The 21,696-nt window shown below is 61.4% G+C and carries 16 protein-coding genes, 1 pseudogene and 1 riboswitch; of the genes and pseudogenes, 10 read left to right on the top strand and 7 right to left on the bottom strand.

Annotation, left to right across the window (positions count from 1 at the left end):
- Positions 1–181: 181 nt before the first annotated feature.
- On the bottom strand, positions 182–1,582 hold the full coding sequence (locus DBR44_RS18760; protein ID WP_124645512.1) for an L-serine ammonia-lyase: 1,401 nt from the start codon (positions 1,580–1,582) through the stop codon (positions 182–184).
- 607 nt (positions 1,583–2,189) lie between these two features.
- Positions 2,190–2,277, bottom strand: a riboswitch (glycine riboswitch).
- Between the two features lie 148 nt (positions 2,278–2,425).
- The gene (locus DBR44_RS18755) at positions 2,426–3,067 is read right to left on the bottom strand and encodes an NAD(P)-dependent oxidoreductase (protein ID WP_124645511.1); all 642 of its coding nucleotides are present in this window, start codon (positions 3,065–3,067) and stop codon (positions 2,426–2,428) included.
- A gap of 102 nt (positions 3,068–3,169) precedes the next feature.
- Here DBR44_RS18755 and DBR44_RS18750 point away from each other — a divergent pair, with 102 nt between their 5' ends.
- Complete coding sequence (locus tag DBR44_RS18750) at positions 3,170–4,075, top strand: LysR family transcriptional regulator (RefSeq protein WP_124645510.1); 906 nt, start codon at positions 3,170–3,172, stop codon at positions 4,073–4,075.
- A 35-nt stretch (positions 4,076–4,110) separates the two neighbouring features.
- Here the strand turns inward: DBR44_RS18750 and DBR44_RS20140 are convergent, their stop codons facing one another.
- The gene (locus DBR44_RS20140; protein ID WP_233578677.1) at positions 4,111–4,461 is read right to left on the bottom strand and encodes a CZB domain-containing protein; all 351 of its coding nucleotides are present in this window, start codon (positions 4,459–4,461) and stop codon (positions 4,111–4,113) included.
- A 78-nt stretch (positions 4,462–4,539) separates the two neighbouring features.
- Positions 4,540–4,803, bottom strand: a pseudogene (locus tag DBR44_RS20135) (methyl-accepting chemotaxis protein); the annotation flags it as partial.
- A gap of 794 nt (positions 4,804–5,597) precedes the next feature.
- On the opposite strand from DBR44_RS20135, the gene tauA reads away from it, so the two are divergent.
- Genes tauA through tauD form a run of 4 tightly spaced genes read left to right on the top strand, consistent with a single transcriptional unit; the run spans position 5,598 to position 9,148 of the window.
- Positions 5,598–6,587 carry a taurine ABC transporter substrate-binding protein gene (gene tauA / locus DBR44_RS18740; RefSeq protein ID WP_124645508.1) on the top strand — a complete coding sequence of 330 codons (990 nt, stop codon included), beginning with the start codon at positions 5,598–5,600 and terminating at the stop codon, positions 6,585–6,587.
- Between the two features lie 3 nt (positions 6,588–6,590).
- The gene (gene tauB / locus DBR44_RS18735; RefSeq protein ID WP_124645507.1) at positions 6,591–7,382 is read left to right on the top strand and encodes a taurine ABC transporter ATP-binding subunit; all 792 of its coding nucleotides are present in this window, start codon (positions 6,591–6,593) and stop codon (positions 7,380–7,382) included.
- A complete protein-coding gene (gene tauC / locus DBR44_RS18730) occupies positions 7,379–8,257 on the top strand; it encodes a taurine ABC transporter permease TauC (RefSeq protein WP_124645506.1) in 879 nt (292 codons plus the stop codon). Before tauB ends, tauC begins: the two co-directional genes overlap by 4 nt.
- Positions 8,258–8,314: 57 nt before the next feature.
- A complete protein-coding gene (gene tauD, locus DBR44_RS18725) occupies positions 8,315–9,148 on the top strand; it encodes a taurine dioxygenase (RefSeq protein WP_199731111.1) in 834 nt (277 codons plus the stop codon).
- 230 nt (positions 9,149–9,378) lie between these two features.
- Here the strand turns inward: tauD and dbpA are convergent, their stop codons facing one another.
- Complete coding sequence (gene dbpA / locus DBR44_RS18720; protein ID WP_124645504.1) at positions 9,379–10,764, bottom strand: ATP-dependent RNA helicase DbpA; 1,386 nt, start codon at positions 10,762–10,764, stop codon at positions 9,379–9,381.
- A gap of 208 nt (positions 10,765–10,972) precedes the next feature.
- Positions 10,973–12,601 carry a methyl-accepting chemotaxis protein gene (locus tag DBR44_RS18715; protein ID WP_124645503.1) on the bottom strand — a complete coding sequence of 543 codons (1,629 nt, stop codon included), beginning with the start codon at positions 12,599–12,601 and terminating at the stop codon, positions 10,973–10,975.
- Between the two features lie 270 nt (positions 12,602–12,871).
- Between DBR44_RS18715 and DBR44_RS18710 the strand changes: the two genes are divergently transcribed.
- The 3 genes from DBR44_RS18710 (at position 12,872) to DBR44_RS18700 (ending at position 18,331) form a co-directional block, all read left to right on the top strand.
- Positions 12,872–14,122, top strand: a complete 1,251-nt coding sequence (locus DBR44_RS18710) for a TIGR03862 family flavoprotein (RefSeq protein WP_124645502.1) — start codon at positions 12,872–12,874, stop codon at positions 14,120–14,122.
- A gap of 379 nt (positions 14,123–14,501) precedes the next feature.
- Positions 14,502–17,915, top strand: coding sequence for an ATP-binding protein (locus DBR44_RS18705; protein WP_158613670.1), 3,414 nt, complete (start codon positions 14,502–14,504; stop codon positions 17,913–17,915).
- Positions 17,916–18,118: 203 nt separating this feature from the next.
- Positions 18,119–18,331 (top strand): sigma factor-like helix-turn-helix DNA-binding protein, encoded by a 213-nt coding sequence (locus DBR44_RS18700; RefSeq protein ID WP_059286182.1) that lies wholly within the window; start codon positions 18,119–18,121, stop codon positions 18,329–18,331.
- A 49-nt stretch (positions 18,332–18,380) separates the two neighbouring features.
- Here the strand turns inward: DBR44_RS18700 and DBR44_RS18695 are convergent, their stop codons facing one another.
- A complete protein-coding gene (locus DBR44_RS18695; protein WP_124645500.1) occupies positions 18,381–19,295 on the bottom strand; it encodes a LysR substrate-binding domain-containing protein in 915 nt (304 codons plus the stop codon).
- A gap of 75 nt (positions 19,296–19,370) precedes the next feature.
- On the opposite strand from DBR44_RS18695, the gene lysA reads away from it, so the two are divergent.
- Both lysA and DBR44_RS18685 read left to right on the top strand, forming a co-directional pair.
- A complete protein-coding gene (gene lysA, locus DBR44_RS18690; protein WP_124645499.1) occupies positions 19,371–20,756 on the top strand; it encodes a diaminopimelate decarboxylase in 1,386 nt (461 codons plus the stop codon).
- A gap of 104 nt (positions 20,757–20,860) precedes the next feature.
- Positions 20,861–21,646 carry an ABC transporter substrate-binding protein gene (locus tag DBR44_RS18685; RefSeq protein WP_124645498.1) on the top strand — a complete coding sequence of 262 codons (786 nt, stop codon included), beginning with the start codon at positions 20,861–20,863 and terminating at the stop codon, positions 21,644–21,646.
- Positions 21,647–21,696 lie beyond the last annotated feature (50 nt).

Below are 21,696 nucleotides of genomic sequence, written 5' to 3'. Positions count from 1 at the left end.
CATGAATGCGTAGTTCTACTGAGTTCTACGCGTGGTTTGCGCTGTTGTGGAGGATACGGTGTGGCGGTGCGATGTCCGCATGAATATGCCTGGGCAGATGGGTGGTCAGCGGCCCATACATAAAAGAAAACGCCGTGGATGGTAAGGCCACGGCGTGTTGTCTGTTACTACCTGACTCGGTTCAACATTCCACTACGTTGACCGGTACTTCGATCACATTGATGGCCAGCCCGCCACGGGCGGTTTCCTTGTACTTGGTGCTCATGTCGCGGCCGGTGTCGCGCATGGTCTTGATGACGCGGTCCAGCGATACGCAATGCTGGCCATCGCCGCGCAGCGCCATGCGGGCAGCGTTGATGGCCTTGATCGAGGCCATGGCATTGCGTTCGATGCAGGGGACTTGCACCAGTCCGCCGACCGGGTCGCAGGTCAGGCCCAGGTTGTGCTCCATGCCGATTTCTGCCGCGTTTTCCACCTGTTCCGGCGTGCCGCCCATGACTTCAGCCAGTGCACCGGCGGCCATGGAGCAGGCCGAGCCCACTTCGCCCTGGCAGCCGACTTCTGCGCCAGAGATGGAGGCATTGAGCTTGAACAGGATGCCGATGGCACCGGCGGTCAGCAGGTAGCGCACGATGCCGTCTTCACTGGCACCCGGTACAAAGCGCGAATAATAGTGCATGACTGCCGGGATGATGCCGGCGGCACCGTTGGTGGGGGCGGTGACGACGCGGCCACCGGCGGCATTTTCCTCGTTCACGGCCAGCGCATACAGATTGACCCAGTCCATTACGGTGAGCGGGTCGCGCAGCGCGGCTTCCGGTGCGGCCAGCAGCTTTTGGTACATGTCGGCGGCGCGGCGTTTTACCTTCATGCCGCCTGGCAGAATGCCTTCGCGCTGGCAGCCGCGTTTGACGCAGGCCTGCATCACCCCCCAGATGGTCAGCAGGTCGCGGCGGACTTCTTCCTCGCTGCGCCAGGCCAGTTCGTTTTCCAGCATGATCTGGCTGATGCTTTTGCCTTGCGCCTTGCACAGGGCCAGCAGTTCGGCAGCGGTATTGAACGGGTGTTTGAGTTCGGTGACGCCGGGCGGTGCAAAGCCGGCTTCGATGGCGGCTTCATCCACCACGAAACCACCCCCCACCGAGTAATAGGCGCGTTTGGACAGGCTGTTGCCAGCGCCGTCGTAGGCTTCAAAGATCATGCCGTTGGGGTGGTAGGGCAGTGTTTTGCGCTTGTGCAGGATCAGGTCTTCGCCCTCGTTAAAGGCGATATCCTGCTGGCCCAGCAGGTTCAGCCGCTTGCTGCTGCGGATTGCCGTTAGCAGGTCTGGCACGGTATCGGTATCGACCAGGTCGGGCAGTTCGCCGGCCAGGCCCAGCAGCACGGCGGTATCCGAGCCGTGGCCCTTGCCGGTGGCACCCAGCGAGCCATACATCTCGCTACGCACGCGGCAGGTGGCGGCCAGCAGGCCGTCTTTTTCCAGCCGTGCGACAAACTGGCGGGCGGCGCGCATGGGGCCGACGGTGTGCGAGCTGGACGGGCCGATGCCAATCTTGAACAGGTCGAAAACGCTGATAGCCATATTGCTCTCTTGTCTGCTGCAGGCAGGCCGTTTGGCGGCGCTGCCGGTGTTTCGGGTGCGGGCCGCTCGCTAAAGGATGGCCCGTTGATGTGTGTGTCAGCCTGTCATGTTTTGTGTGCGTGGACTGTTCTGCTTCCGGCCATCAGGCGTCGTGAAGCGTCCGGTCCGCTGCTTGTCCGCGGCGGGATAGGCCGTGGTGCGGGGCTGCTCATGGTGGCTGGCGCAGGGATGACAGGCTGGAGGGGCGGCAGGAGGGTAGGCTCCATCGCTCGCAAACCGGGCAGGCCGACGCATGCTGGCATGAATGCAGTCACTGCCCCCTCTGTCCTTTTGCCTGAGAGATTGCGACAGCGTGGGCTGTCTCGGGCTGCTGACAAAGTAATTTGATAGGATTGCACAGGACCCGGCAAAGCCGGGCCTTCCGGCTCACTGATTGATTCCGCAGCCTTCCTATCTATTCCCAATCCCCCCGCCCTTGCCCTGCAAGGGAGCCTCGCTTTCTTTTCAGAAAGCGAGAGGGGTTTGTCAACAATCTTCGACAGCGTGGGCTGTCTTTTCCTTCGGCGAGGCCGGGCGTGGTGGCCCGGTCCTTCTCTCCAGAGAGCCAGACGACGGCGCGGTTCTTTTGCCTGAGAGTTTCTGGGGCGATACCCCTTCGGCGTCACCGCAAAGGTGATCTCTCCCGCGCCATCCAGTACGGCTGGCTGGCACTGTAGATAAGCTGCCCAAGCCTGTCAACGCCAATATTGGCGCGTGTTTCAATGTGCAGTTGCAGCATGCGGATGGCAATAAAAAAGAGCTGCGCGCAGTGCGGGCAGCTCGGCAAGGAGAATGGTGGAAAAACTAGTTGGCGACGGTAAAGCGCTGGCGGCTGTGGCGTGACGTTTCCACCTCGTCGGCGATGGCTACGGCGAGGTCGGCCACGCTGATGCCGGCTGGTGCTTCACCATCCATCAGCAGCTCTTCGCCACCCACGCGGTACTGGCCGCTGCGCTCGCCCGGTGCCAGCAGGGCTGGCGGCGACAGGAATACCCAGTCCAGTACAGTCTCGCTGCGCAGGCTATCGAGTGCCTGGCGTGCGCCTTCGGCCCCTTCCTTGTATTCGGCAGGGAAGTGCGGGGTGTCGATCAGTTGCAGGCCCGGTGCCACGAACAGGCTGCCGGCACCGCCCACCTCCAGAAAGCGTGTCACCCCGGCCTGCTTCACCCCGGCGACGATGGCGTCATGCCCCTGAATGAACAGGGTGCGAATGTCGCTCTTGTCCCAGCCGGGGTTGAAGGCGCTGATCGCGACGTCGTGGCCGGCGACGGCGCTGGCAATGGCGGCGGCGTCATAGGCATCGGCCTTGATGGCCTGCAGTTGCGCATGCTGGGGCAGGCGTTCCGGACGGCTGACGATGGCGGTAACTTGATGCTGGCGGGCCAGCAGCTCTTGCAGAATGGCCGAGCCAACAAAACCGGTAGCGCCGATCAGTGCGATTTTCATTTTGCTTTCCTTTCGATAGTGGATGGAAGCAACTGTAATCGCTTGCGAATCCACTGATAATCCGTCAATACTGGCATTAATAAATTAGCTGGACTTAATAATATGGAAATGTTGCGGCGTATGGCGGTGTTTGCCACCGTGGTGGAGCAGGGCTCGATGATTGCCGCCTCACGCGAGTTGGGCATGACCCCGTCGGCGGTGAGCCAGCACATCAGCAAGCTGGAGGCCGAGCATGGCGTGTCCTTATTGCACCGGACCACACGCAGCCTGACCCTGACTGAGGCGGGCAGCCTGTTTTACCAGGGCTGTGCCGATATGCTGGCCGCCGCGCGCCTGGCCGAGCAACGGCTGAGCGAGCTGCGTGATGCGCCGGTGGGCGAATTGCGGCTGGCGGCTCCCACCGGCTTTGCCGGCCCGATGCTGACTGAGGCGCTGGCGCCCTTGCTGGCGGCCCATCCCCGGCTCAGTTTGAAGCTGTTCTTCCATGACGAGATGATCGATCTGGTACAGCACCGTATCGATCTGGCTCTGCGTGCGGGCGACTTGAAAGACTCCAGTCTGGTGGCGCGTCATCTGGCCGACTGGGATAGCGTGCTGTGTGCTGCACCAGCCTATCTGGCCCGCCATGCGCCGATTACCCAGCCGCAGCAGCTGACGGAACACCAATGGGTGATGCTGGATCACGAACGCAGCCAGAGCTGGCTGAGCATGGAAAATGCAGAAGGGGTGGTAGTACGGCCCGAGGTGGGTGTGCGGGTCAGCAGCAATAATATCCTGGCGGCGCGCCAGTTCGTGCTGGCCGGCATGGGCTTGTCTATCCAGCCGGAGCCGGAAATCAGGCAGGAGCTGGCCGATGGCCGCTTGCTACGCATCCTGCCCGAGTGGCGCTTGCCGGCGCTGGGCATTTACGTGGTAACGCCCAGGCGCGATGCGCAGCCAGCCAAGGTGCGCTATGCCATCGACGCACTGCGCCAGCGCATGCAACACCGCCCCGCCGTGGCGGCGTAAGCGGCTTGCGTGACAGCCACGGCTGTTGCGCTGATTTAGATCTTGTTGTTACAAGGCTGCTGTTCCAGCTGGGTCAGCAAATCCATCACCTGATCGGATGCTTCTTCCATGCGTTGCAGTGCCTGTCTGGCCTTGGCGAAATCCTTGGCGTGGAAGGCGTTCAGTGCCTCCTTGCCGGCGTTGTGCACATTGGCATGCGGGGTTTCCAGCTGCATGAACTGGCTGTTGCCCTTGCATTCCTGCGCGCCACGACCTTCGTAATACCACTTGCCCAGACGGCAATGCTGGTGCGAGGACACCTTGTCTGCCGCCAGGTCGTGGTAGCCGATGAAGGCTTTGTAGATGTCCAGCTTGAACACCACATGGTCGAGCTTGACCACCTCCATGAAGCTGGTATTGGTGCCCTGGGCGATGACCCGCGCCATCTGCTCGCTGACATCCACCATGCTGCGGATGGCGGCGGCGGTTTCCAGCCCGGTATTGCGGTAGCCGGCCACTTGCCCGGCCGCTTCGGTGACTTGCAGCTTGGTGCTGAGCGAGGCGCTTTCCACATCGCTGACCAGGGTGGAAATCTCATTGGTGGCATTGGCCGTGCGCTCGGCCAGCTTGCGCACCTCGTCGGCCACCACGGCAAAGCCGCGGCCCTGTTCGCCGGCACGGGCGGCCTCGATGGCCGCATTCAGCGCCAGCAGATTGGTCTGCTCGGCGACATCCTTGATCAACTGCACAAACTGGCGGATCTGGCTGGTCTTGCTATTGAGCGAATCCATGGATTCGGCGGTTTTCTGCTGGGCCTGGGCGATTTCGTCGAAGCTGTGTGCCAGCGTATCCACCGCGCCACGGGTGTGGTGCAGGGTGGTGACCGCATCGGCGGCTGCGCCGAAATTGCTTTCCATCAGTGCCGCCAGTTCGGCAAAGGAACCACGAATGCTGGCCAGGCTGATGCAGAAATCGCCAAAGGGCTCGACATAGCTTTGATTGCGCTGGGTCTGGTTCTGTTGAGTGCTGATCTGCTGTTCGGCCTGCTGGCGTGCCTGTTCGCTGTCCTGTAACTGGCGCTGGCTGTGTTGCAGCGCGTTTTCCAGTTCTGTTACCCGATCCTGCAGTTGCTGTATGCGCTTTTTGTTGCCTGATCCAAACATTCTTTGATATCTCCCGGATGCCCAGCTTGTTTTATTTGAAGACTGATTGATTCATTTTAAACACTCTACCGTGTTTTTTCCGTGTCTGGCAAAGACAAGGCCACTCGCCGCAAGCCGGCGCGGCTAATCGAAACGCAATTTTCTTGTGATTGACCGCTATTTTTTTAAATTCAATGCTTTAAATGATAAAGACGGCAGGCTGAGTGGTCTTTGCGTCATGTCATATGATTTTCATAAACCCGCGGTGGTGTTTTCCCTGGCGCTGGTTGGTCAATTGCTAGTTTTTGATAAGTAATGCGTTTTTTCTTGCTTAGTTTTGCGGGGACGGCTTGCTAGATTGGTGTGCATCAACAAAACCCACACCATTACTGGAATCTGCGATGAACTACGCCAAACTGCCCCGTCTTACCCTGATTGCTGCCTCGCTCACCCTGCTCAGCGGTCTTGCACTGGCTGCCGATGCCGTGACCATTGCCTACCAGACCGGCATTGATCCCACCAAGATCCCGCAGGCCGATGGTGCTTATGAAAAGGCCACCGGCAGCCAGATCAACTGGCGCAAGTTTGAAAGTGGTTCGGAAGTGATTGCCGCCGTGGCTTCCGGCGATGTGGTGATTGGCAATCTGGGTTCCAGCCCGCTGGCCGCAGCGGCCAGTCGCGGTCTGCCGATTGTGACCTTCCTGGTGGCCGACGAAATTGGTGATGCCGAGGCGCTGGTGGTGCGCAATGGCAGCAAGATCAACACGCCGCAAGACCTGATCGGCAAAAAGGTGGCGGTGCCTTATGTGTCCACCACCCATTACAGCCTGCTGGCCTCGCTGAAGCACTGGAAGGTCGATCCGACCAAGGTCAATGTGCTGAACCTGCGCCCCAGTGAAATCACCGCTGCCTGGCAGCGTGGCGACATCGATGCCGCCTATGTGTGGGACCCGGCACTGGGCAAGATCAAGGCTAATGGCAAGGTGCTGACCAGTTCGGCCCAGGTATCGAAGTGGGGTGCGCCCACTTACGATATCTGGATCGTGCGCAAGGACTTTGCCGCGGCCCACCCGGAATTCGTCAACAAGTTTGCCAAGGTATCGCTGGATGCCATCGCCGGCTATGTGGCCAATCCCAAGGCCTTTATCGCGAACAAGGACAATATCGACAAGATCAGCCGCCTGACCGGCGCGGCCCCGGCCGATGTGGTGCTGGGCTTGCAGGGTAACCGCTTCCTCACCCAGAAAGACCAGGTCGCCCTGTTGCAGAAGCCTTTCGTGCAGGCGGTGGCCAATACCGCGGCCTTCCTCAAGTCGCAGGGCAAGGTGGAATCGCTGCAGCCTGATTACAGCCCCTATGTGAGCAACCAGTACGTCAAGGCGGCGAAGTAAACCATGTCCAGCCTGTCTGCCAACAAGGTCACGGTGCGCTATCCCGGCCAGACCCGCCCGGCCCTGGCCGGGGTGTCGCTGGATATCGGCCCGGACGACCTCACCGTCGCGCTGGGTCCGTCCGGCTGCGGCAAGACCACCTTGCTCAACCTGTTCGCCGGTTTTGTTAAGCCCGATAGCGGTACGGTCAGCTTTGCCGGCCAGCCGGTGACGGGGCCGGGGGCCGAGCGGGCGGTGGTGTTTCAGCACGATGCCTTGCTGCCCTGGCTGAACGTGCGTGACAACGTGGCTTTTGGCCTGCGTCTGCAAGGGGTGGCCAAGGCCGAGCGGCTGGCCCGTGCCGACGAAGTGCTGGCACTGGTCGACCTGCCGGAGGCTGGCAGCCGTTACAGCTGGCAGCTGTCCGGCGGGCAACGCCAGCGGGTGGGCATTGCCCGTGCGCTGGCCAGTCATTCGCAAGTGCTGCTGATGGACGAACCGTTTGGCGCGCTGGATGCCTTTACCCGCGAGCAGATGCAGGAGCTGCTGCTGAAAGTGTGGCAGCAGGCGCACCGCCGTATTTTTCTGATTACCCACGATATCGAAGAGGCGCTGTTTCTGGCCACCGAACTGGTACTGATGTCGCCAGGGCCGGGGCGCATCGTCGAGACGCTGCGTCCTGGTTTCAGTCAGCGTTACCGCGCCGGCGAGTCGGCGCGTGCCATCAAGTCGGACCCGGCCTTTATCGCCCTGCGCGAACAGCTGCTGGCCACGCTGTTTGATCACCGGCGCAAGCCGGAGGAGGAGCTTGCATGAATACGCTGGAAACTTCACTGGAACAACGGCTGGTGGCGGTTGCCCCGACGGTGGTGCCGGACGAGATTGCACCAGAGGCCGCAGCGTTAAGTCGTGGGGTATGGACACAATATCGCCGTGGCTGGCTCAGCGGCATCAGCCTGCTGAGCCTGCTGGCGCTGTGGTGGGGGCTGTCGCATAGCGGGCTGGTACCGGCATTGTTTCTGCCCGCGCCGGAGGCGGTGCTGGCCAAACTGGTGACGGTCAGCACGCAGGGTTTCATGGATGCCACGCTGTGGCAGCACCTGGCAGCCAGCCTGCAGCGCATTGTGCTGGCCCTGGTGGCCGCGGTGCTGCTGGGTATCCCGCTGGGGGTGCTGATGGGCGTCAGTCCGGTGGCGCGCGGTCTGCTCGATCCGCTGATCGAAGCCTATCGCCCGGTGCCGCCGCTGGCCTATCTGCCGCTGATCGTGATCTGGTTCGGCATTGGCGAATTGTCCAAGGTGCTGCTGATTTTCCTGGCGGTACTGGCCCCGGTCATCATCGCCACCAGCCATGGGGTGGCGCAGGTCAGCCGCAACCGTTTGCGTGCGGCGCAGACGCTGGGCGCCAGCCGTCGCCAGTTGCTGTGGTTTGTCATCCTGCCGGAAGCGCTGCCGGAAATTCTCACCGGCATCCGCATCGGCCTGGGTACCGGCTGGTCCACCTTGGTGGCCGCTGAGCTGGTAGCCGCCACCCGTGGGCTGGGTTTCATGGTGCAGTCTGCCGCCCAGTTTCTGGTGACCGACGTGGTGATTCTGGGCATCGTGGTGATCGCCGTCATCGCCTTTGCGCTGGAGCTGGGGCTGCGGCTGCTGCAACGCCGTCTGGCTCCCTGGCATGGCCAGCAGGATTAACTTTAGCGCCACTGCCGTGTGGTGGTGGCCACGACTGAATGATGCAAGGAATACATGATGAGTTTGACGCTTACCCGTTTGTCCCCGGCGCTGGGAGCGATTGTCGAGGGCGTGGATCTGGCGCAGCCGCTGACCGACAGCCTGCAGCAGGAATTACGCCAGGCCCTGCTGCAGCATCAGGTGCTGTTCTTCCGTAACCAGGACATCAGCCCGCGCCAGCAGCGCGACTTTGCCGCCCGCTTCGGCGATCTGCACACCCACCCCATCTACCCGCAGCACCCGGATGCGCCGCAGGTGATGATTCTGGATACCGACGCGTTCGACCTGAAAGACAATGCGATCTGGCACACCGATGTCACCTTCATCGAAACCCCGCCGGCCGCCGCCGTATTGGCCGCCCGCCAGTTGCCAGAGTTTGGTGGCGATACGCTGTGGGCCAGCAGCTTTGCTGCCTGGGATGCGCTGTCTGACCGCCTGAAAGTCTTGCTGGAAGGGCTGACCGCCACCCATGACTTTACCAAGACCTTCCCGCTCAAACGCTTTGGCCTGACGCCGGCCGACCGGGAAAAGTGGGAGCAGACCCGGCGTGACAATCCGCCGCTGAGCCACCCGGTGGTGCGTACCCATCCGGAAAGCGGACGCAAGGGTTTGTTCGTCAATGGCGGCTTCACCACCGAAATCAACGAGCTGCCGGAAGAAGAAAGTGCTGCCTTGCTGGCTTTCCTGCTGGCCCATCAGGCGCGGCCGGAATTCACCATCCGCTGGCGCTGGCAGGCCGGCGATGTGGCCTTCTGGGACAATCGCTCCACCAGCCATTACGCGGTGGACGACTATCGTCCGACGCGCCGCATCATGCACCGGGCCACGATTCTGGGTGACAAGCCCTTTTAAGAGCCAGTCCATAGCCTGCTGGATTTAGTCGAAATGGGGTGATACTGCGTTAAAAACGCCTGCGGAATACTCATTTACGCCATGTAAACTCCGCTTCCCCACTTCTTTCCGGTCGTTTTCGCCTTGTCTCACTCTCGCTCGCGAGACTCTGAACAGGCTCTAGTGTTCTCGGTCGGAAAATAAAAAAGCCACCCTGCGGGGTGGCTTGTGCATGGCTGGCAGCTGGGCGCTTATTCGACAAAGCGCATCTTGAACAGACGGCCCTTGATCTTGCTCACCGCCAGCTGCTCGAAAGCCTGCTGGGCAATATCGCGTTGCAGGGCAACAAAGCTGGCACCCTCCAGCACATTGATCTTGCCGACATGGCTGCCGGCAATGCCGCCTTCGCCGGTCAGTGCGCCCAGAATGTCGCCGGGGCGCAGCTTGTCACGTTTGCCACCGGCAATTTCCAGCGTCACCATGGCCGGAATCAGCTGGCCGCCCGGAGCCGGGGTCAGTTCGGTGACTTCAGCCCAGGTGAGCGGGGCTTTCTGATAGTCCTCGATCTGCACCAGACGGCGCGCATCGTTTTCGCAGGTCAGGGTCATGGCCAGGCCGTGCAGCTCGCCGCGACCGGTACGGCCGATACGGTGGATGTGGATTTCCGGGTCGTGGCTCACGTCCACATTGATCACCAGATCCAGCTCCTTGATATCCAGACCACGGGCGGCCACGTCGGTAGCCACCAGCACGGTGGTGCTCTTGTTGGCAAAGCGCAGCAGGATCTGGTCGCGGTCGCGCTGTTCCAGATCGCCATACAGTGCCAGTGCCGAGAAGCCGCGGTTTTGCAGGTCTTTCACCAGCTCCTTGCAGCGTTCCTTGGTGTTGCAGAAGGCCAGCGCCGAAGCCGGGCGCACATGCTGCAGGATGCGGGTGACGGTTTCCAGGCGGGTTTCCGGCTTGACCTTGTAAAACCATTGCTCGATATGGTCGCCGCTGTGCAGGGCCTGTACCTTCACTTCCACCGGCTGGCGCAGGAACTGCGCGCTGGCCTTGCGGATGGTGTCCGGGTAGGTGGCGGAGAACAGCAGGGTCTGGCGGGTACGCGGGCAGGCGCGCACGATGCCGACGATTTCTTCGATGAAGCCCATGTCAATCATGCGGTCGGCCTCGTCCAGCACCAGCATTTTCACATTGGACAGGTCCAGCGACTGGCGGAACAGGTGGTCCTGCAACCGGCCGGGGGTGCCCACCACGATGTGCGCGCCGTGTTCCAGCGAGCCGCGCTGCGGACCCATCGGTGAGCCGCCAGTGAGGGTGACTACCTTGATATTGTCGATGCTGCGCGCCAGACGGCGGATTTCCTGTGCCACCTGGTCGGCCAGTTCGCGGGTGGGACAGAGCACCAGCCCCTGCACGGCGAACCAGCGCGGATTGATGCCGGCCAGCATGCCAAGGCCGAAGGCCGCTGTTTTGCCGCTGCCGGTCTTGGCCTGGGCGATCAAATCGCGGCCTTCCAGAATCACCGGCAGGCTTTCGGCCTGGATGGGGGTCATGCTGTGATAACCCAGGCTGTCCAGATTGGAAAGCAGGGCGGCAGGCAGCGCGGTGAGGCTGGAAAAGGCGATTTTTTTCACGGACTTGGCGATGTAACGACAGAAAGGGTGGGCAGTGTAACAGTTGCGGCGGCATTGTCCAAACAAGCCTTGATGCCGGTGGGGTAAAGCGACCGGCTTGTGGCATTTTTTACTGTGTGGTGAATGACTTGGCGCTGGCGGCGGTTGGCCGGCACAAGAAAAAACGCCAGTGAGGGGCTCACTGGCGTTGTCGATGGTGCTGTCTGGCTTATACCTTGAAGCGGGCTACTGAATCGTTCAGACCTGCGGCCAGGCTTTCCAGCTCTTCTGCCGAGCGCACGGTGTGCTGGATGGCGCTGTCGTTGGTGCTGGCCAGTTCGGCGATGCTGTCGATATTGCGGGTGACGCGCTGGCTGGTTTCGCGCTGCTGCTCGGTTACCTGCACGATCTGGCGCAGGCCATTGCGTACGGCGGTGGCCGAGTCGCTGGCCGATTCCAGCACGCTGGCCACTTGCCCTGCCGACTGGTGGCTGGCTTCCAGCGAGGACAGGCTGGCGGCCACGGCCTGGCGTACCGCTTCGGTCTTGTGGTTGAGTGCGCCAGTCACGGTGTCGATTTCGCGGGCGGACAGAGCGGATTTTTCCGCCAGCTTGCGTACCTCATCGGCCACCACGGCAAAGCCGCGTCCGGCTTCACCGGCACGGGCGGCTTCAATGGCGGCATTCAGCGCCAGCAGATTGGTCTGTTCGGCGATGTCGCGTACCTGTTGCGTCATGCTGGTGATGGAGCTGGTGGACTTCACCAGTTCGGTTTCGGCCTCGGCCATCATTTCCACCGCCTGCTGCACCTGATTGACTTCCTGTTGCAGCTGGGTGAGGTCGCGGCGGCCCTGTTGCGAGCGCTGCAGGCTTTCGTCCGACTGTTCCAGCACCTGTTCGGCATGGCGGGCGATTTCGCCGATATGTTGCGCCAGTTGCTCTACCGCTTGCGCCGCATCCTGCGACTGGGCGTTCTGCGTGCGCGAGCTGTCCGCCAGCTTTTCTGCACCACCGCTGAGCTGGCCGGCAGAGGAGGCTACCGTGCGGGCGGCGCCGCCAACCTGTCTGACCAGGTCGGCAATCGAGCCCAGCATCTGGTTGAACAGGCCAGCGGTCTGGCCGATTTCGTCCTGGTGGCGCACTTCCAGCCGGCGGGTAAGATCGCCTTCGCCCTTGGCCAGTTCGGACAGGCCACCCGCCATGGCTTGCAGCGGGTGGGTGACGAAACTGCGGATGAAGAAGAAGACCACGGCCATCAGCGGCAGCGAGGCGACGATGGCAAACAGAATGCTCTGATTACGGAACTGGGTGACCGAGGCATAGGGTTTTTCCAGCGAAATGCGCATGCTGACGGCACCCAGCGGTGTGCCGGCACTGACCTGATGGCAGCCCATGCAGTTCTTGCCCAGATAGTTGCTGGCGGCGCGCGCCGGATACACCACATGCAGGTGTTCGCCCAGCTGCGGGGTAGATTCGATGGCGATATAAGGCTGGCCGCTGGCCAGTGCACCTTTTTCTGCCTCATCGGCGGCGTGGGCCTTGTCACCGGCATTGCCAGGGCCAAACTGCTTGCTGACTGCTTCGCCACGGATGACCCGCAGTTCGCGCACCGCAGACAGTTCCTTGATCTGATCCAGAAACACATCGCGCTGGCCTACCGTGCCGGTCATCATCATGCCGGTGAGGCCGGCCAGCGTCATTTCATTCATGCTGCTGGCCAGGTCCTTGGCCTGGGATACCGCGATGTCGCGGCTGACGGTGGTTTCCCAGGCAATCAGCCCGCTCCATGCCAGCACCAGGCAGCACCAGATGGCGCTGGTCAGTCTCAGCCAGATTGGCCATTCGGAAAATTTTTTCATTGCAAACGGGAGCCCCGCCTCCTTTTGTTGTTGCTTATGCTTTTATTGAGCCGTCATGCATGGCCTGTAACAGCGGCCAGCGTACCGTACGTCATATTAACTGTGCTTGGTTTAAATCAAATTTTTTCCCTCGATGGTGTCATGGGCACGATGTGGCTTGGGGGAACGCGTGATTTCTGCAACAATCCCGCCTCAATCAACAGGCAGAGCACTGAACTTGGCACTTTCGCGGTGCGGTCAGCGGCTGTCGGCCACCAGTCAGGAGTCCTCATGCAACAGCCCACGTCCTCATCCAGTGTCGCCATCATTGGCGGAGGTCCGTCCGGCCTGATGGCAGCCGAGGTGCTGGCGGCCGCCGGGGTGGCGGTCACGGTGTATGACGCCATGCCGTCAGTTGGGCGCAAGTTCCTGCTGGCCGGTGTGGGCGGCATGAATATTACCCACGCGGAAGCCAAGGCCGACTTCCTCACCCGCTATCGTGAGCGCGAGGCCGAACTGAGCGTATTGCTGCAGGATTTTGACGCCGACCGGCTGCGCGAGTGGGTGCATGGACTGGGGGTGGAAACCTTCGTCGGCAGTTCTGGCAAGGTGTTCCCGCGCGAAATGAAGGCGGCGCCCTTGCTGCGTGCCTGGCTGTCGCGTCTGCGTGAAGGCAGGGTGCAGTTCCGGGTGCGCCACCGCTGGCAGGGCTGGGATGCACAGGGCGCGCTGCGTTTCACTACGCCGGCTGGCGACTTGCTGGTGCAACACGATGCCGTGTTGCTGGCACTGGGTGGGGGTAGCTGGAAAAAGCTGGGTTCGGATGGCAGCTGGTTGCCGCTGCTTGGCGAGCAGGGCGTGGCCGTGCGGCCCTTGTTGCCGGCCAATTGCGGCTTTGACTGCAACTGGAGCGCGCACTTTGCCGACAAGTTTGCCGGCCAGCCGCTCAAGTCAGTCACGCTGGAGTTTACCGATCTGGCAGGCAATACCGTGCGCAAGACCGGCGAGTGTGTGGTGACCCGCTACGGCGTGGAAGGCAATCTGATCTATGCGTTTTCCGCCGCGCTGCGTGATACGCTGCTGGCGCAGGGTTCGGCCACCTGCTATCTGGATTTGTTGTCACAAAAAAGCGCCGAACAGGTGCTGGGCGAAGTCGCCCATCCGCGTGGTTCGCGCTCTCTGTCCAGCCATCTGCAAAGCCGGCTCAATCTCAAGGGCGTACGGACTGGGCTGCTGCGCGAGTGCCTGAGCAAGGAAGCCTTTACCGATATGACTGCGCTGGCCGCCGGCATCAAGCGCCTGCCGCTGACAGTCTATGCCACGCGGCCCATTGACGAAGCCATCAGCACCGCCGGTGGTGTGTGTTTCGAGGCCATGGATGAGCGGCTGATGCTCAAGGCCCGCCCCGGTGTGTTCTGCGCCGGGGAAATGCTGGACTGGGAAGCGCCAACCGGCGGCTATCTGCTGACCGCCTGCCTGGCCAGCGGCCGGGCTGCCGGTCTGGGCATGCTGGACTGGCTGCGTGGCACCAAGGCGGTTTGATTTTCTGTTGCGGCGATCCCGTGCTCACCATAGTTAAAAGTCGCGGCAGGCCTGGCCTGCCGCGCACTTCTCGCCACTTGGCGTAAGCCTGCCTTTCCCTCTCTCGCACAGTGCAGCCGCCATGTCCGTACTGCCTGCCCAATCCATATCCATTCCCGCCGGTGAGCCCCGCCGCAGCCTGTCACCCGCCGACGGTGATGACTGACAGGCGTAGTGAGCTGAATTTTTGATGTCAATGTCCTTGCCGGACGGCTATACCATAGCAATAGCCCGGTACGCCGGCAGCAAGGCTAGATGGCCTTGGCACAATTCAGGGTGGGATATGCGCCAAAAAATAAGCAGCAAGGTCCTGCAGACCTTGTCTATAAGCAGGGCGGTGTTGTTGATTGTCATTTTGTTGGGCGGAATTCAGCTGGCCTGGATTGCCGAACTGCTGCTTGCGTCCTGGGCCAATTATCAACAGGCCGAGCAGGTGATGCAGCTGAACAATATCAGCAGGCAGTTGTTCATGGCGGCTGACCTGTTGCGGCGCGAATCCATTCAGGCGCGCATTGTGCTGAACCGCAGCACCGCACCGGATGAGGCAGAGCGCGCCACCCTGTTGCGCTTGCAGCAAGGGGCTGATTTTCAGGCCGGGCAAATTTTGCAGTCATTCCGCCAGCTGCCGGACGACCGTCACTATGGCGAGCAGTTTGCCGGGCAATTGCAAAACTTCAAACGCTTGCGCAGTGAAGTGAACACCCGGCTGAACCAGTCATTCGCCCGCGACGAAACGCTCAGCTACGGGCTGGAGCTGGCCATGCGCAATCTCCAGAGCACACTGAGCGCCATGATGGTGGAAGCCGGCAACCGCATCGACCTCAGCGGTAGCGCCGACATCAATCTGCTGGATACGATCAAGCAGGATGGCTGGCTGGTGGCGCACAGCCTGCGGGCCGCTGCCATGGGGCTGGTGTTGCGCGCTGAACTCAATTCCATGCTGAGTGAAACCGAGGAGGATGATCTGCGCGCCCGGCTGGATTTGGCCGGCGTATTGCTGGAAAAATTGCGCGCCGATGCCCGCTATGCCAATGACCCGCGCCTGACGCAGCGCATGCGGCAATTTTCCGAGCTGGCGCTGCAACTGAACATCCAGACCAAGCAGCAAACCCAGCTACTGCGCGAACATGGCAACAACCCCCTGGCGATAGCCCAGCTGCAAAAGCAGCTGACGCAAACCCAGGATGCGGCGCGCGCTACCTTCATGGTCTTGTCCGACATGACCGGGGAGCTGATTCAGCAGAATCATCAACACTATCGCCGCCTGCTGCTGCGCGACAGCCTGTTGGGTCTCTTCTTGCTGGTGCTGGGCGTGGCCTTGCTGTATTTCATGGTGCGCAAGGTGCTGCAGCCGCTGAATCATCAGCAGCGCATGCTGGATGCCGCAGGCGATGCCATCATGACCATCAGCGACCAGGGCATTATCCAGAGCGCCGCCGCCGGTGCCGAGCGCATGTTTGCCTACCCGGAGGGAGGCTTGCTCGGCTTGCCCATCGACCAGTTGCTGCGCATGGGCGATGACCTTGACAAGGCCATGCTGCTTGCCGGTGATGAGGTGGGCATCAATTTGCAGGGCCTGGGCATGGAGTGCAGTGGTCGCTGTTTTTTTGCCGGCCTGACCCTGACGCGCTTTCAGGACCGCACAGCCCATACCGTTTATCTCCTGATCGTGCGCAACGAGCAGGAACGCCGGCTGGCCGAGCATTCGCTGGAACGCAATCTGGACATGCTGTCGGCCATCTCCCATGTGGAAAACCTGATGTTGTGTCGCTGGCCGCGGGAGCAGGTGCTGAACCGGCTGCTGGATGAGTTCAAACGCTTTGCCGCAGCGGCGGATGGTTTCCTGCTGGAGCTGTTCAATGTCAGCGATGGATCGCTGAATATCAATTTGCAGGCCGGGCAATGGCCAGCGCATTTCCCGGCCCTGATCAGCATCGGGCAGGAGCTGGACCCGGTCAGCTATCTGATGGCGGCCCTGGCCAACGAGCCGGCATGGGTCAGTTTGCCCGTGATACAGGACGAGCAGATTCACGCCATCATCTGCTTGCGCGGCGCAGACCCCTTGCTGGTGGAAAAGGATATCCGGCCACTGGTCAGCTCCTGCGCCAGCATTCTGGGCTTCTATGACGAGGAAGACCGTCGCCTGCATTCGGAAGCGCAGCTGCGGGCGGTATTGCAGGAAGAAGAGGCGATCTATTCCGCCTCGCCGGTCGGCTTGTTGCGGCTGAATGCCAATATGCAGATTGTCCGTGCCAACCGCATGGCCGAGGCGATGTTCCTCAGCGGCCGGGAGCAATTGCCGGGCCGGCATCTGATGGAACTGGTGCTGTCCGACGAGGGCTGGTTTGAGCTGACCAGCCAGCTGCAGGACATGGTGCAGAAGCAGACCAAGGTAGGCTGCGAGATCGAATGCAAGACCGGGCAGGGTAAGCCGATATGGGTTTTGTTCGAGGGTATGAATCTGTTTGCCGCGCAGCCGGAGCAGGGGTCGATTCTGGCGTGCATCGATATTTCCGAACGCAAGCAGGCCGAGCGCGAGTTGCTGGAAGCGCGCGATCAGGCCAACTCGGCCAACAAGGCCAAGAGCGCCTTTCTGGCCACCATGAGCCATGAAATCCGCACCCCCATGAACGGCGTGCTGGGCATGCTGGAACTGCTGGCCATGACCGCACTGGACGCGGAGCAGAAAGACTCGGTGGACACCATACAGGAGTCCGCCCGCACCTTGCTGCGGCTGATCGATGACATCCTGGATTTTTCCAAGATCGAGGCCGACAAGCTCGAGGTGGTGATGACGCCCACCGTACTGCGTCCCCTGCTGGAACAGGTGCATACCCTGTATTCGCAGGCCGTCGCGCGCAAAGGGCTGGAGTTTGTGCTGGAGATCGATCCGCGCGTGGCCGCCGCCGTGCTGGTCGACCCCTTGCGGGTACGGCAGATCCTGCAAAACTTTGTCAGCAATGCGGTGAAATTCACCGCGCATGGCCGGATTGTCTTGCGGGTGCTGTTGCTGGAAGAAGAGGGCCGCTCGCAGACCTTGCGGTTCGAAGTGCAAGACAGCGGGATCGGTATCAATGCCGAAGGGCTGGCCAAGCTGTTCCAGCCCTTTACCCAGGCCGAATCCGATACCTCACGCCGTTTTGGCGGCACCGGGCTGGGGCTGACCATCTGTCGCCGGCTGGCCAAGCTGATGGGTGGCGAGGTGAGTCTGGAGAGCGAGGTCGGGCAGGGCAGCTGCGCCTCGCTATTGCTGGTGGTGAGCGTGGCCGACGCGCACGCTCTGGAGGAGTCGCTGCAACAGCTGCCGGGCGGCCCCGCCGCATTTGTCAGCAATCAGGATCAGACCATTCTGCCCATTTTGTTTGCCGAGGATAATCCCACCAACCGCAAGCTGGCGACCAGGCAGCTGGAAAAACTGGGCTATCGGGTGGAGCTGGCCGAAGATGGCGCCGAGGCCTATGCCAAGTGGCAAGACGGCCATTTCAGCCTGCTTCTGACCGACTGCCAGATGCCGAATACCGATGGCTACCAGCTGGCGCGGCTGATCCGCAATTACGAGGCAGAACATCCGGCCAGGCCTGCCACCATCATCATCGCTTGCACCGCCAATGCCGGGGTGGAGGAGCAGGAAAAAACCAGCGCAGCCGGCATGGACGATTTCCTCACCAAGCCGCTGTCCATCGTGGCCTTGTCGGCCATGCTGGACAAGTATCTGGGGCCATCGCGCCAGGCGACTGAGCACCGCACGCCCTAGCGGCAGCACCGTGCAAAATCGCAATCGCTGACCGGCTGGCAGCACTACAGCAGCATTTGATGCAAATCAGACCATGCATTTTTTATGCAAGCATCTATGCTGAAAAAACAAGCCGCTGCGGTTTGCTGTCTTGCCGGTGTTACCCGCCCGGTTTCACACTGGCAGCGCCAAGTCCCCTCAGTTTGATGTCGGAGATCAGAGCCATGAAACTTGACGATTTCAACCAGGTTGCCGACCTGATCGGCCTGAAAAAACGCTCGCGCGAAGCCGTATGGCTGATGGAAGTGGAGGGCATGACCGGCTATTTTGCCGCGCAGCAAATGGATATCAGTGAATCCACCGTTTCCCGTGCGCATACCCGTTTTCGCCTCGCGCTGCGCAAGCTCAATGCCTTGTCCGGGCATCTGCCTTTGTAATTTCTCCTGTGTTGTTGACTTGCAGCCCGGCCGCAACGCCGGGCTTTTTCTATGTGGCCGCGTCGCCGGTGGCCTGTTGGCGCAGCCAGGTCAATAGCGCCTGCAGGCCGGGATGATCGGCATAGCTGTCGGGATAGGCCAGATAATAGCCGCAGCCGGTTTCCAGTACGGTATCGAAGGGGCGCACCAGCCGGCCCTGTTGCAGTTCGTCCTTCAGCAGTTCCATATCGCCGATGGCCACGCCCAGCCCGCTGGCCGCCGCCGTCCAGGCCAGGTGGTGCAGGTCCACCACCTGATGTTTGTATTGCGCCAGCGAGCTGATCTGCTGGGTGGCCAGCCAGGCCATCCACTCCTCGTAATCACGAGTGGTATGAAACAGCGTCTGCCCAGCCAGATCCTCCAGGCAGGACAGTTGCGCCAGCATGCCGGGCGCGCACACCGGGCTCAGCCTTTCCGCCAGCAGCAGCTCGGCCTGCATATTGGGCCAGTGGCCGCGACCGAACAGGATGTAGGCCTGGTCGATGCTTGGGTCCAGCTCCGATGGCTCGTACACCATGCTGTCCATGCGCAGCTGGGTCAGCGGATATTGCTGGTAGAAGCTGCCCAGCCGTGGCATCAGCCAGCGCACGGCAAAGGTGACATAGACCTGTAGCGACAGGATGTCGGTCTGGGTTTTCAGCCGTCTTTCCACTTCTTTCAGCCTTTCCACCACGTCCTGTGCAACCGGCAGCAGGGTGCGGCCCGAGGGTGTGGGCTGCACCTGCCGGCTGTGGCGCTGCAGCAAGGGTGTGCCGTAATGCTCCTCCAGCAGGCGGATCTGCTTGCTGATGGCCCCCTGGGTCAGGAATAGCCGGCGTGCCGCTTCGGTAAAGCTGCCGGTCTGCACCACGGCCACAAAGGCGCGCAGGGCAGAGAGCGAGGGAAGGTGGTGTGTATCGTTCATGACAAGATGGAATAGTTTCATGCCAATAATTCGTTCGTGCAAATTAGGTGATTTCCGTATGTTTGGCAACAAACAGCACCATCAAACGGAGACGCCATGCACCACGATTATGATTCCCAACGGCAATACACCCTGCAGCATGACCGCCGCCTGAGCGCCAGTCACGGCCATTTGCAATTCGAAGGGGTGGATTTGCCGGCGCTGGCCGCACAATTTGGCTCGCCCTTGTTTGTTTATTCCGCGCCGGAAATCCGCCGCAATATCGCGGAAATTCAGCAGGCCTTTGCCGGCCATGCCGCCACCCGCATCTGCTACGCCTCCAAAGCCTGCTCGCTGCTGGCCGTGTTGCAAGTGGTGCGCGAGGCAGGCATCAGCATTGAAGCCAATTCCGCTAACGAGATCCGCCGCTGTCTGGCGGCTGGCTTTGCTGGCTGCGAGATCGTCTACAACGGTGTGGTCAAGCGCGATGAAGAGCTGGAATTCGCCATCAGCCAGCAATTGCACGCCATCAATGTCGATAGCGAGCAGGAGCTGCTGGCCATCGACCGCATCAGCCGCCGCCTGCAGCAGCCGGTGCGCATCTGCCTGCGGGTGGAGCCGAATGTCAAAGCCGCCACGCACGAGGGGCTGATGACGGCTTTCCGTGCCAAGTCGGGTGTCGATCTGGCCGATGCCGAGCGTATCTGCCGCCAGGTCGCTGCCATGCCCTATGTCCGGCTGTGCGGCCTGCACATGCATGTGGGTGACCAGGTGCCGGATGCCGAACCGTTTGGCGCGGCGACCCGCGTGCTGGTGGAGACGGCGCGCCAACTGGAAGACACGCTGAATATCCGCTTTGACATGATCAATGTCGGTGGCGGCATCCCCACGCCCTACCGCTATGCCAGCGACCGTGGCCTGGGTGGCCCGGATAATATGCAGCCGGCCATCGGGGCGGATGAATTCGCTGCGGCAGTGATCCGCGAAGTGCATGCCTGGCGGCAGGACATCGAGATTTGCATCGAGCCGGGGCGCAAGGTGGTGGGCAGCGCGGCGGTATTGCTGACCAGCCTGGTCAGCGGCAAACGCAAGACCCTGCTCAATGAAGATGGCAGCGTGGAAGGCCAGGTGGACTGGCGCATGCTGGATGCCGGCTTCAACGCCATTCCGGATTACAAGGACTGGTATTTCTATGTCTACAACGCCAGCCGTATTGCTGACAGCCACAACCAGCCGGTCAAGCTGGGTGGGCCGCTGTGCGATGGTGGCGACTATTTCCGCCACGGCCCGCTGGGTGAGCAGTTCCTGTTGCCCGAAGCCAGTGCCGTGGGCGATGTGGTGGCCTTCCTGGATGTCGGTGCCTATCAGCTGGAAAACCAGACGGTGTACAACGCCCAGCCGCGTTCGGCAGCGGTGCTGATCGAAGACGCCGGCCATTACCGCCTGATCCGCCGTCAGGAGACCTTCAGTGACATGTTGTTGCTGGAAAGCGGTCTGGATTAATCCAGCAGGGTCACGGCCCTTGCCGGCCGTGACGCGATAACAGCAAGCAGTGCGTAGTCCCTTGCAAGAGCGTATGTCCACTTACGTCGTTTGGAGGAATAAAGATGAAGCTGAAACCCTGGTGTGCCGTGCTGTTGTCCGCTGTCGCCCTGCAGGCTGGCGCGACGGATTTGAATAATCTGCGTATCGGCATGGATGCTACTTATCCGCCGTTCGAATCGCTTAATCCGGCCGGGCAGATTGTCGGCTTCGAAGCCGATCTGGCGGTGGCGCTGTGCAAGGAAATGAAGGCGCGCTGCACGCTGATCAATCAGGATTGGGATGGCATCATCCCCGGTCTGATCGCCAAGAAGTACGATGTGATCATGTCGTCGATGACCATTACCGCTGACCGGGCCAAGGCCGTTACCTTCAGTGAACGTTATTTCCGCACGCCGCAACGCCTGATCGCCACCAAGGGCAGTACGCTCAAGTTCACGGCAGAGGGCATGAAGGGCAAGCGGGTAGGGGTGCAGCGCGGTACCACGGCGGACATGTATCTGAGCAAGTTCTGGGGGCCGCGTGGCATGGATGTGGTGCGCTACGAGGATCAGGACAAGGCCTATGCCGACCTGGTGAATGGCCGGCTGGATGCCAGCTTCCAGGATGAGCTGCAGGTGGAGGCCGGCTTCCTCAAGAGCGAGCCGGGCAAGGCGTTTGCCTTTGTCGGCCCGTCCATCAATGGCGACAACGCCGCCGAACGTGAGGTGTTGGGTTCCGGTGCCGGCATGGCAGTGCGCAAGGAAGACAAGGAGCTGGTGGCACGTTTGAACAAGGCGATTGCTGCCGTGCGTGCCAATGGCACCTTCAAGAAGCTCAGCACGCAGTATTTCGGCCGCGATATTTACTGAGCCACACCGGCCCTCATCCGTCTTGCCGTAATGGCTTGCCGGGTGAGGGC

Origin of the sequence: Aquitalea sp. FJL05, assembly GCF_003852595.1 — a bacterium.
Taxonomy (GTDB): Bacteria; Pseudomonadota; Gammaproteobacteria; order Burkholderiales; family Chromobacteriaceae; genus Aquitalea; species Aquitalea aquatilis.
Note: the sequence above shows the minus strand (reverse complement) of the source record. Positions and strands in the feature narration are given on the sequence as shown.

Excerpts from the sequence above, each read along its gene's own strand:
- DBR44_RS18710 (WP_124645502.1), top strand. The coding sequence starts at position 12,872 with ATGCAACAGCCCACGTCCTCATCCAGTGTCGCCATCATTGGCGGAGGT.
- lysA (WP_124645499.1), top strand. The coding sequence starts at position 19,371 with ATGCACCACGATTATGATTCCCAACGGCAATACACCCTGCAGCATGAC.
- DBR44_RS18715 (WP_124645503.1), bottom strand. The coding sequence starts at position 12,601 with ATGAAAAAATTTTCCGAATGGCCAATCTGGCTGAGACTGACCAGCGCC.
- tauD (WP_199731111.1), top strand. The coding sequence starts at position 8,315 with ATGAGTTTGACGCTTACCCGTTTGTCCCCGGCGCTGGGAGCGATTGTC.
- tauC (WP_124645506.1), top strand. The coding sequence starts at position 7,379 with ATGAATACGCTGGAAACTTCACTGGAACAACGGCTGGTGGCGGTTGCC.
- DBR44_RS20140 (WP_233578677.1), bottom strand. The coding sequence starts at position 4,461 with ATGGAGGTGGTCAAGCTCGACCATGTGGTGTTCAAGCTGGACATCTAC.
- DBR44_RS18695 (WP_124645500.1), bottom strand. The coding sequence starts at position 19,295 with ATGAAACTATTCCATCTTGTCATGAACGATACACACCACCTTCCCTCG.
- DBR44_RS18760 (WP_124645512.1), bottom strand. The coding sequence starts at position 1,582 with ATGGCTATCAGCGTTTTCGACCTGTTCAAGATTGGCATCGGCCCGTCC.
- tauB (WP_124645507.1), top strand. The coding sequence starts at position 6,591 with ATGTCCAGCCTGTCTGCCAACAAGGTCACGGTGCGCTATCCCGGCCAG.
- DBR44_RS18700 (WP_059286182.1), top strand. The coding sequence starts at position 18,119 with ATGAAACTTGACGATTTCAACCAGGTTGCCGACCTGATCGGCCTGAAA.
- DBR44_RS18755 (WP_124645511.1), bottom strand. The coding sequence starts at position 3,067 with ATGAAAATCGCACTGATCGGCGCTACCGGTTTTGTTGGCTCGGCCATT.
- DBR44_RS18685 (WP_124645498.1), top strand. The coding sequence starts at position 20,861 with ATGAAGCTGAAACCCTGGTGTGCCGTGCTGTTGTCCGCTGTCGCCCTG.
- tauA (WP_124645508.1), top strand. The coding sequence starts at position 5,598 with ATGAACTACGCCAAACTGCCCCGTCTTACCCTGATTGCTGCCTCGCTC.
- DBR44_RS18750 (WP_124645510.1), top strand. The coding sequence starts at position 3,170 with ATGGAAATGTTGCGGCGTATGGCGGTGTTTGCCACCGTGGTGGAGCAG.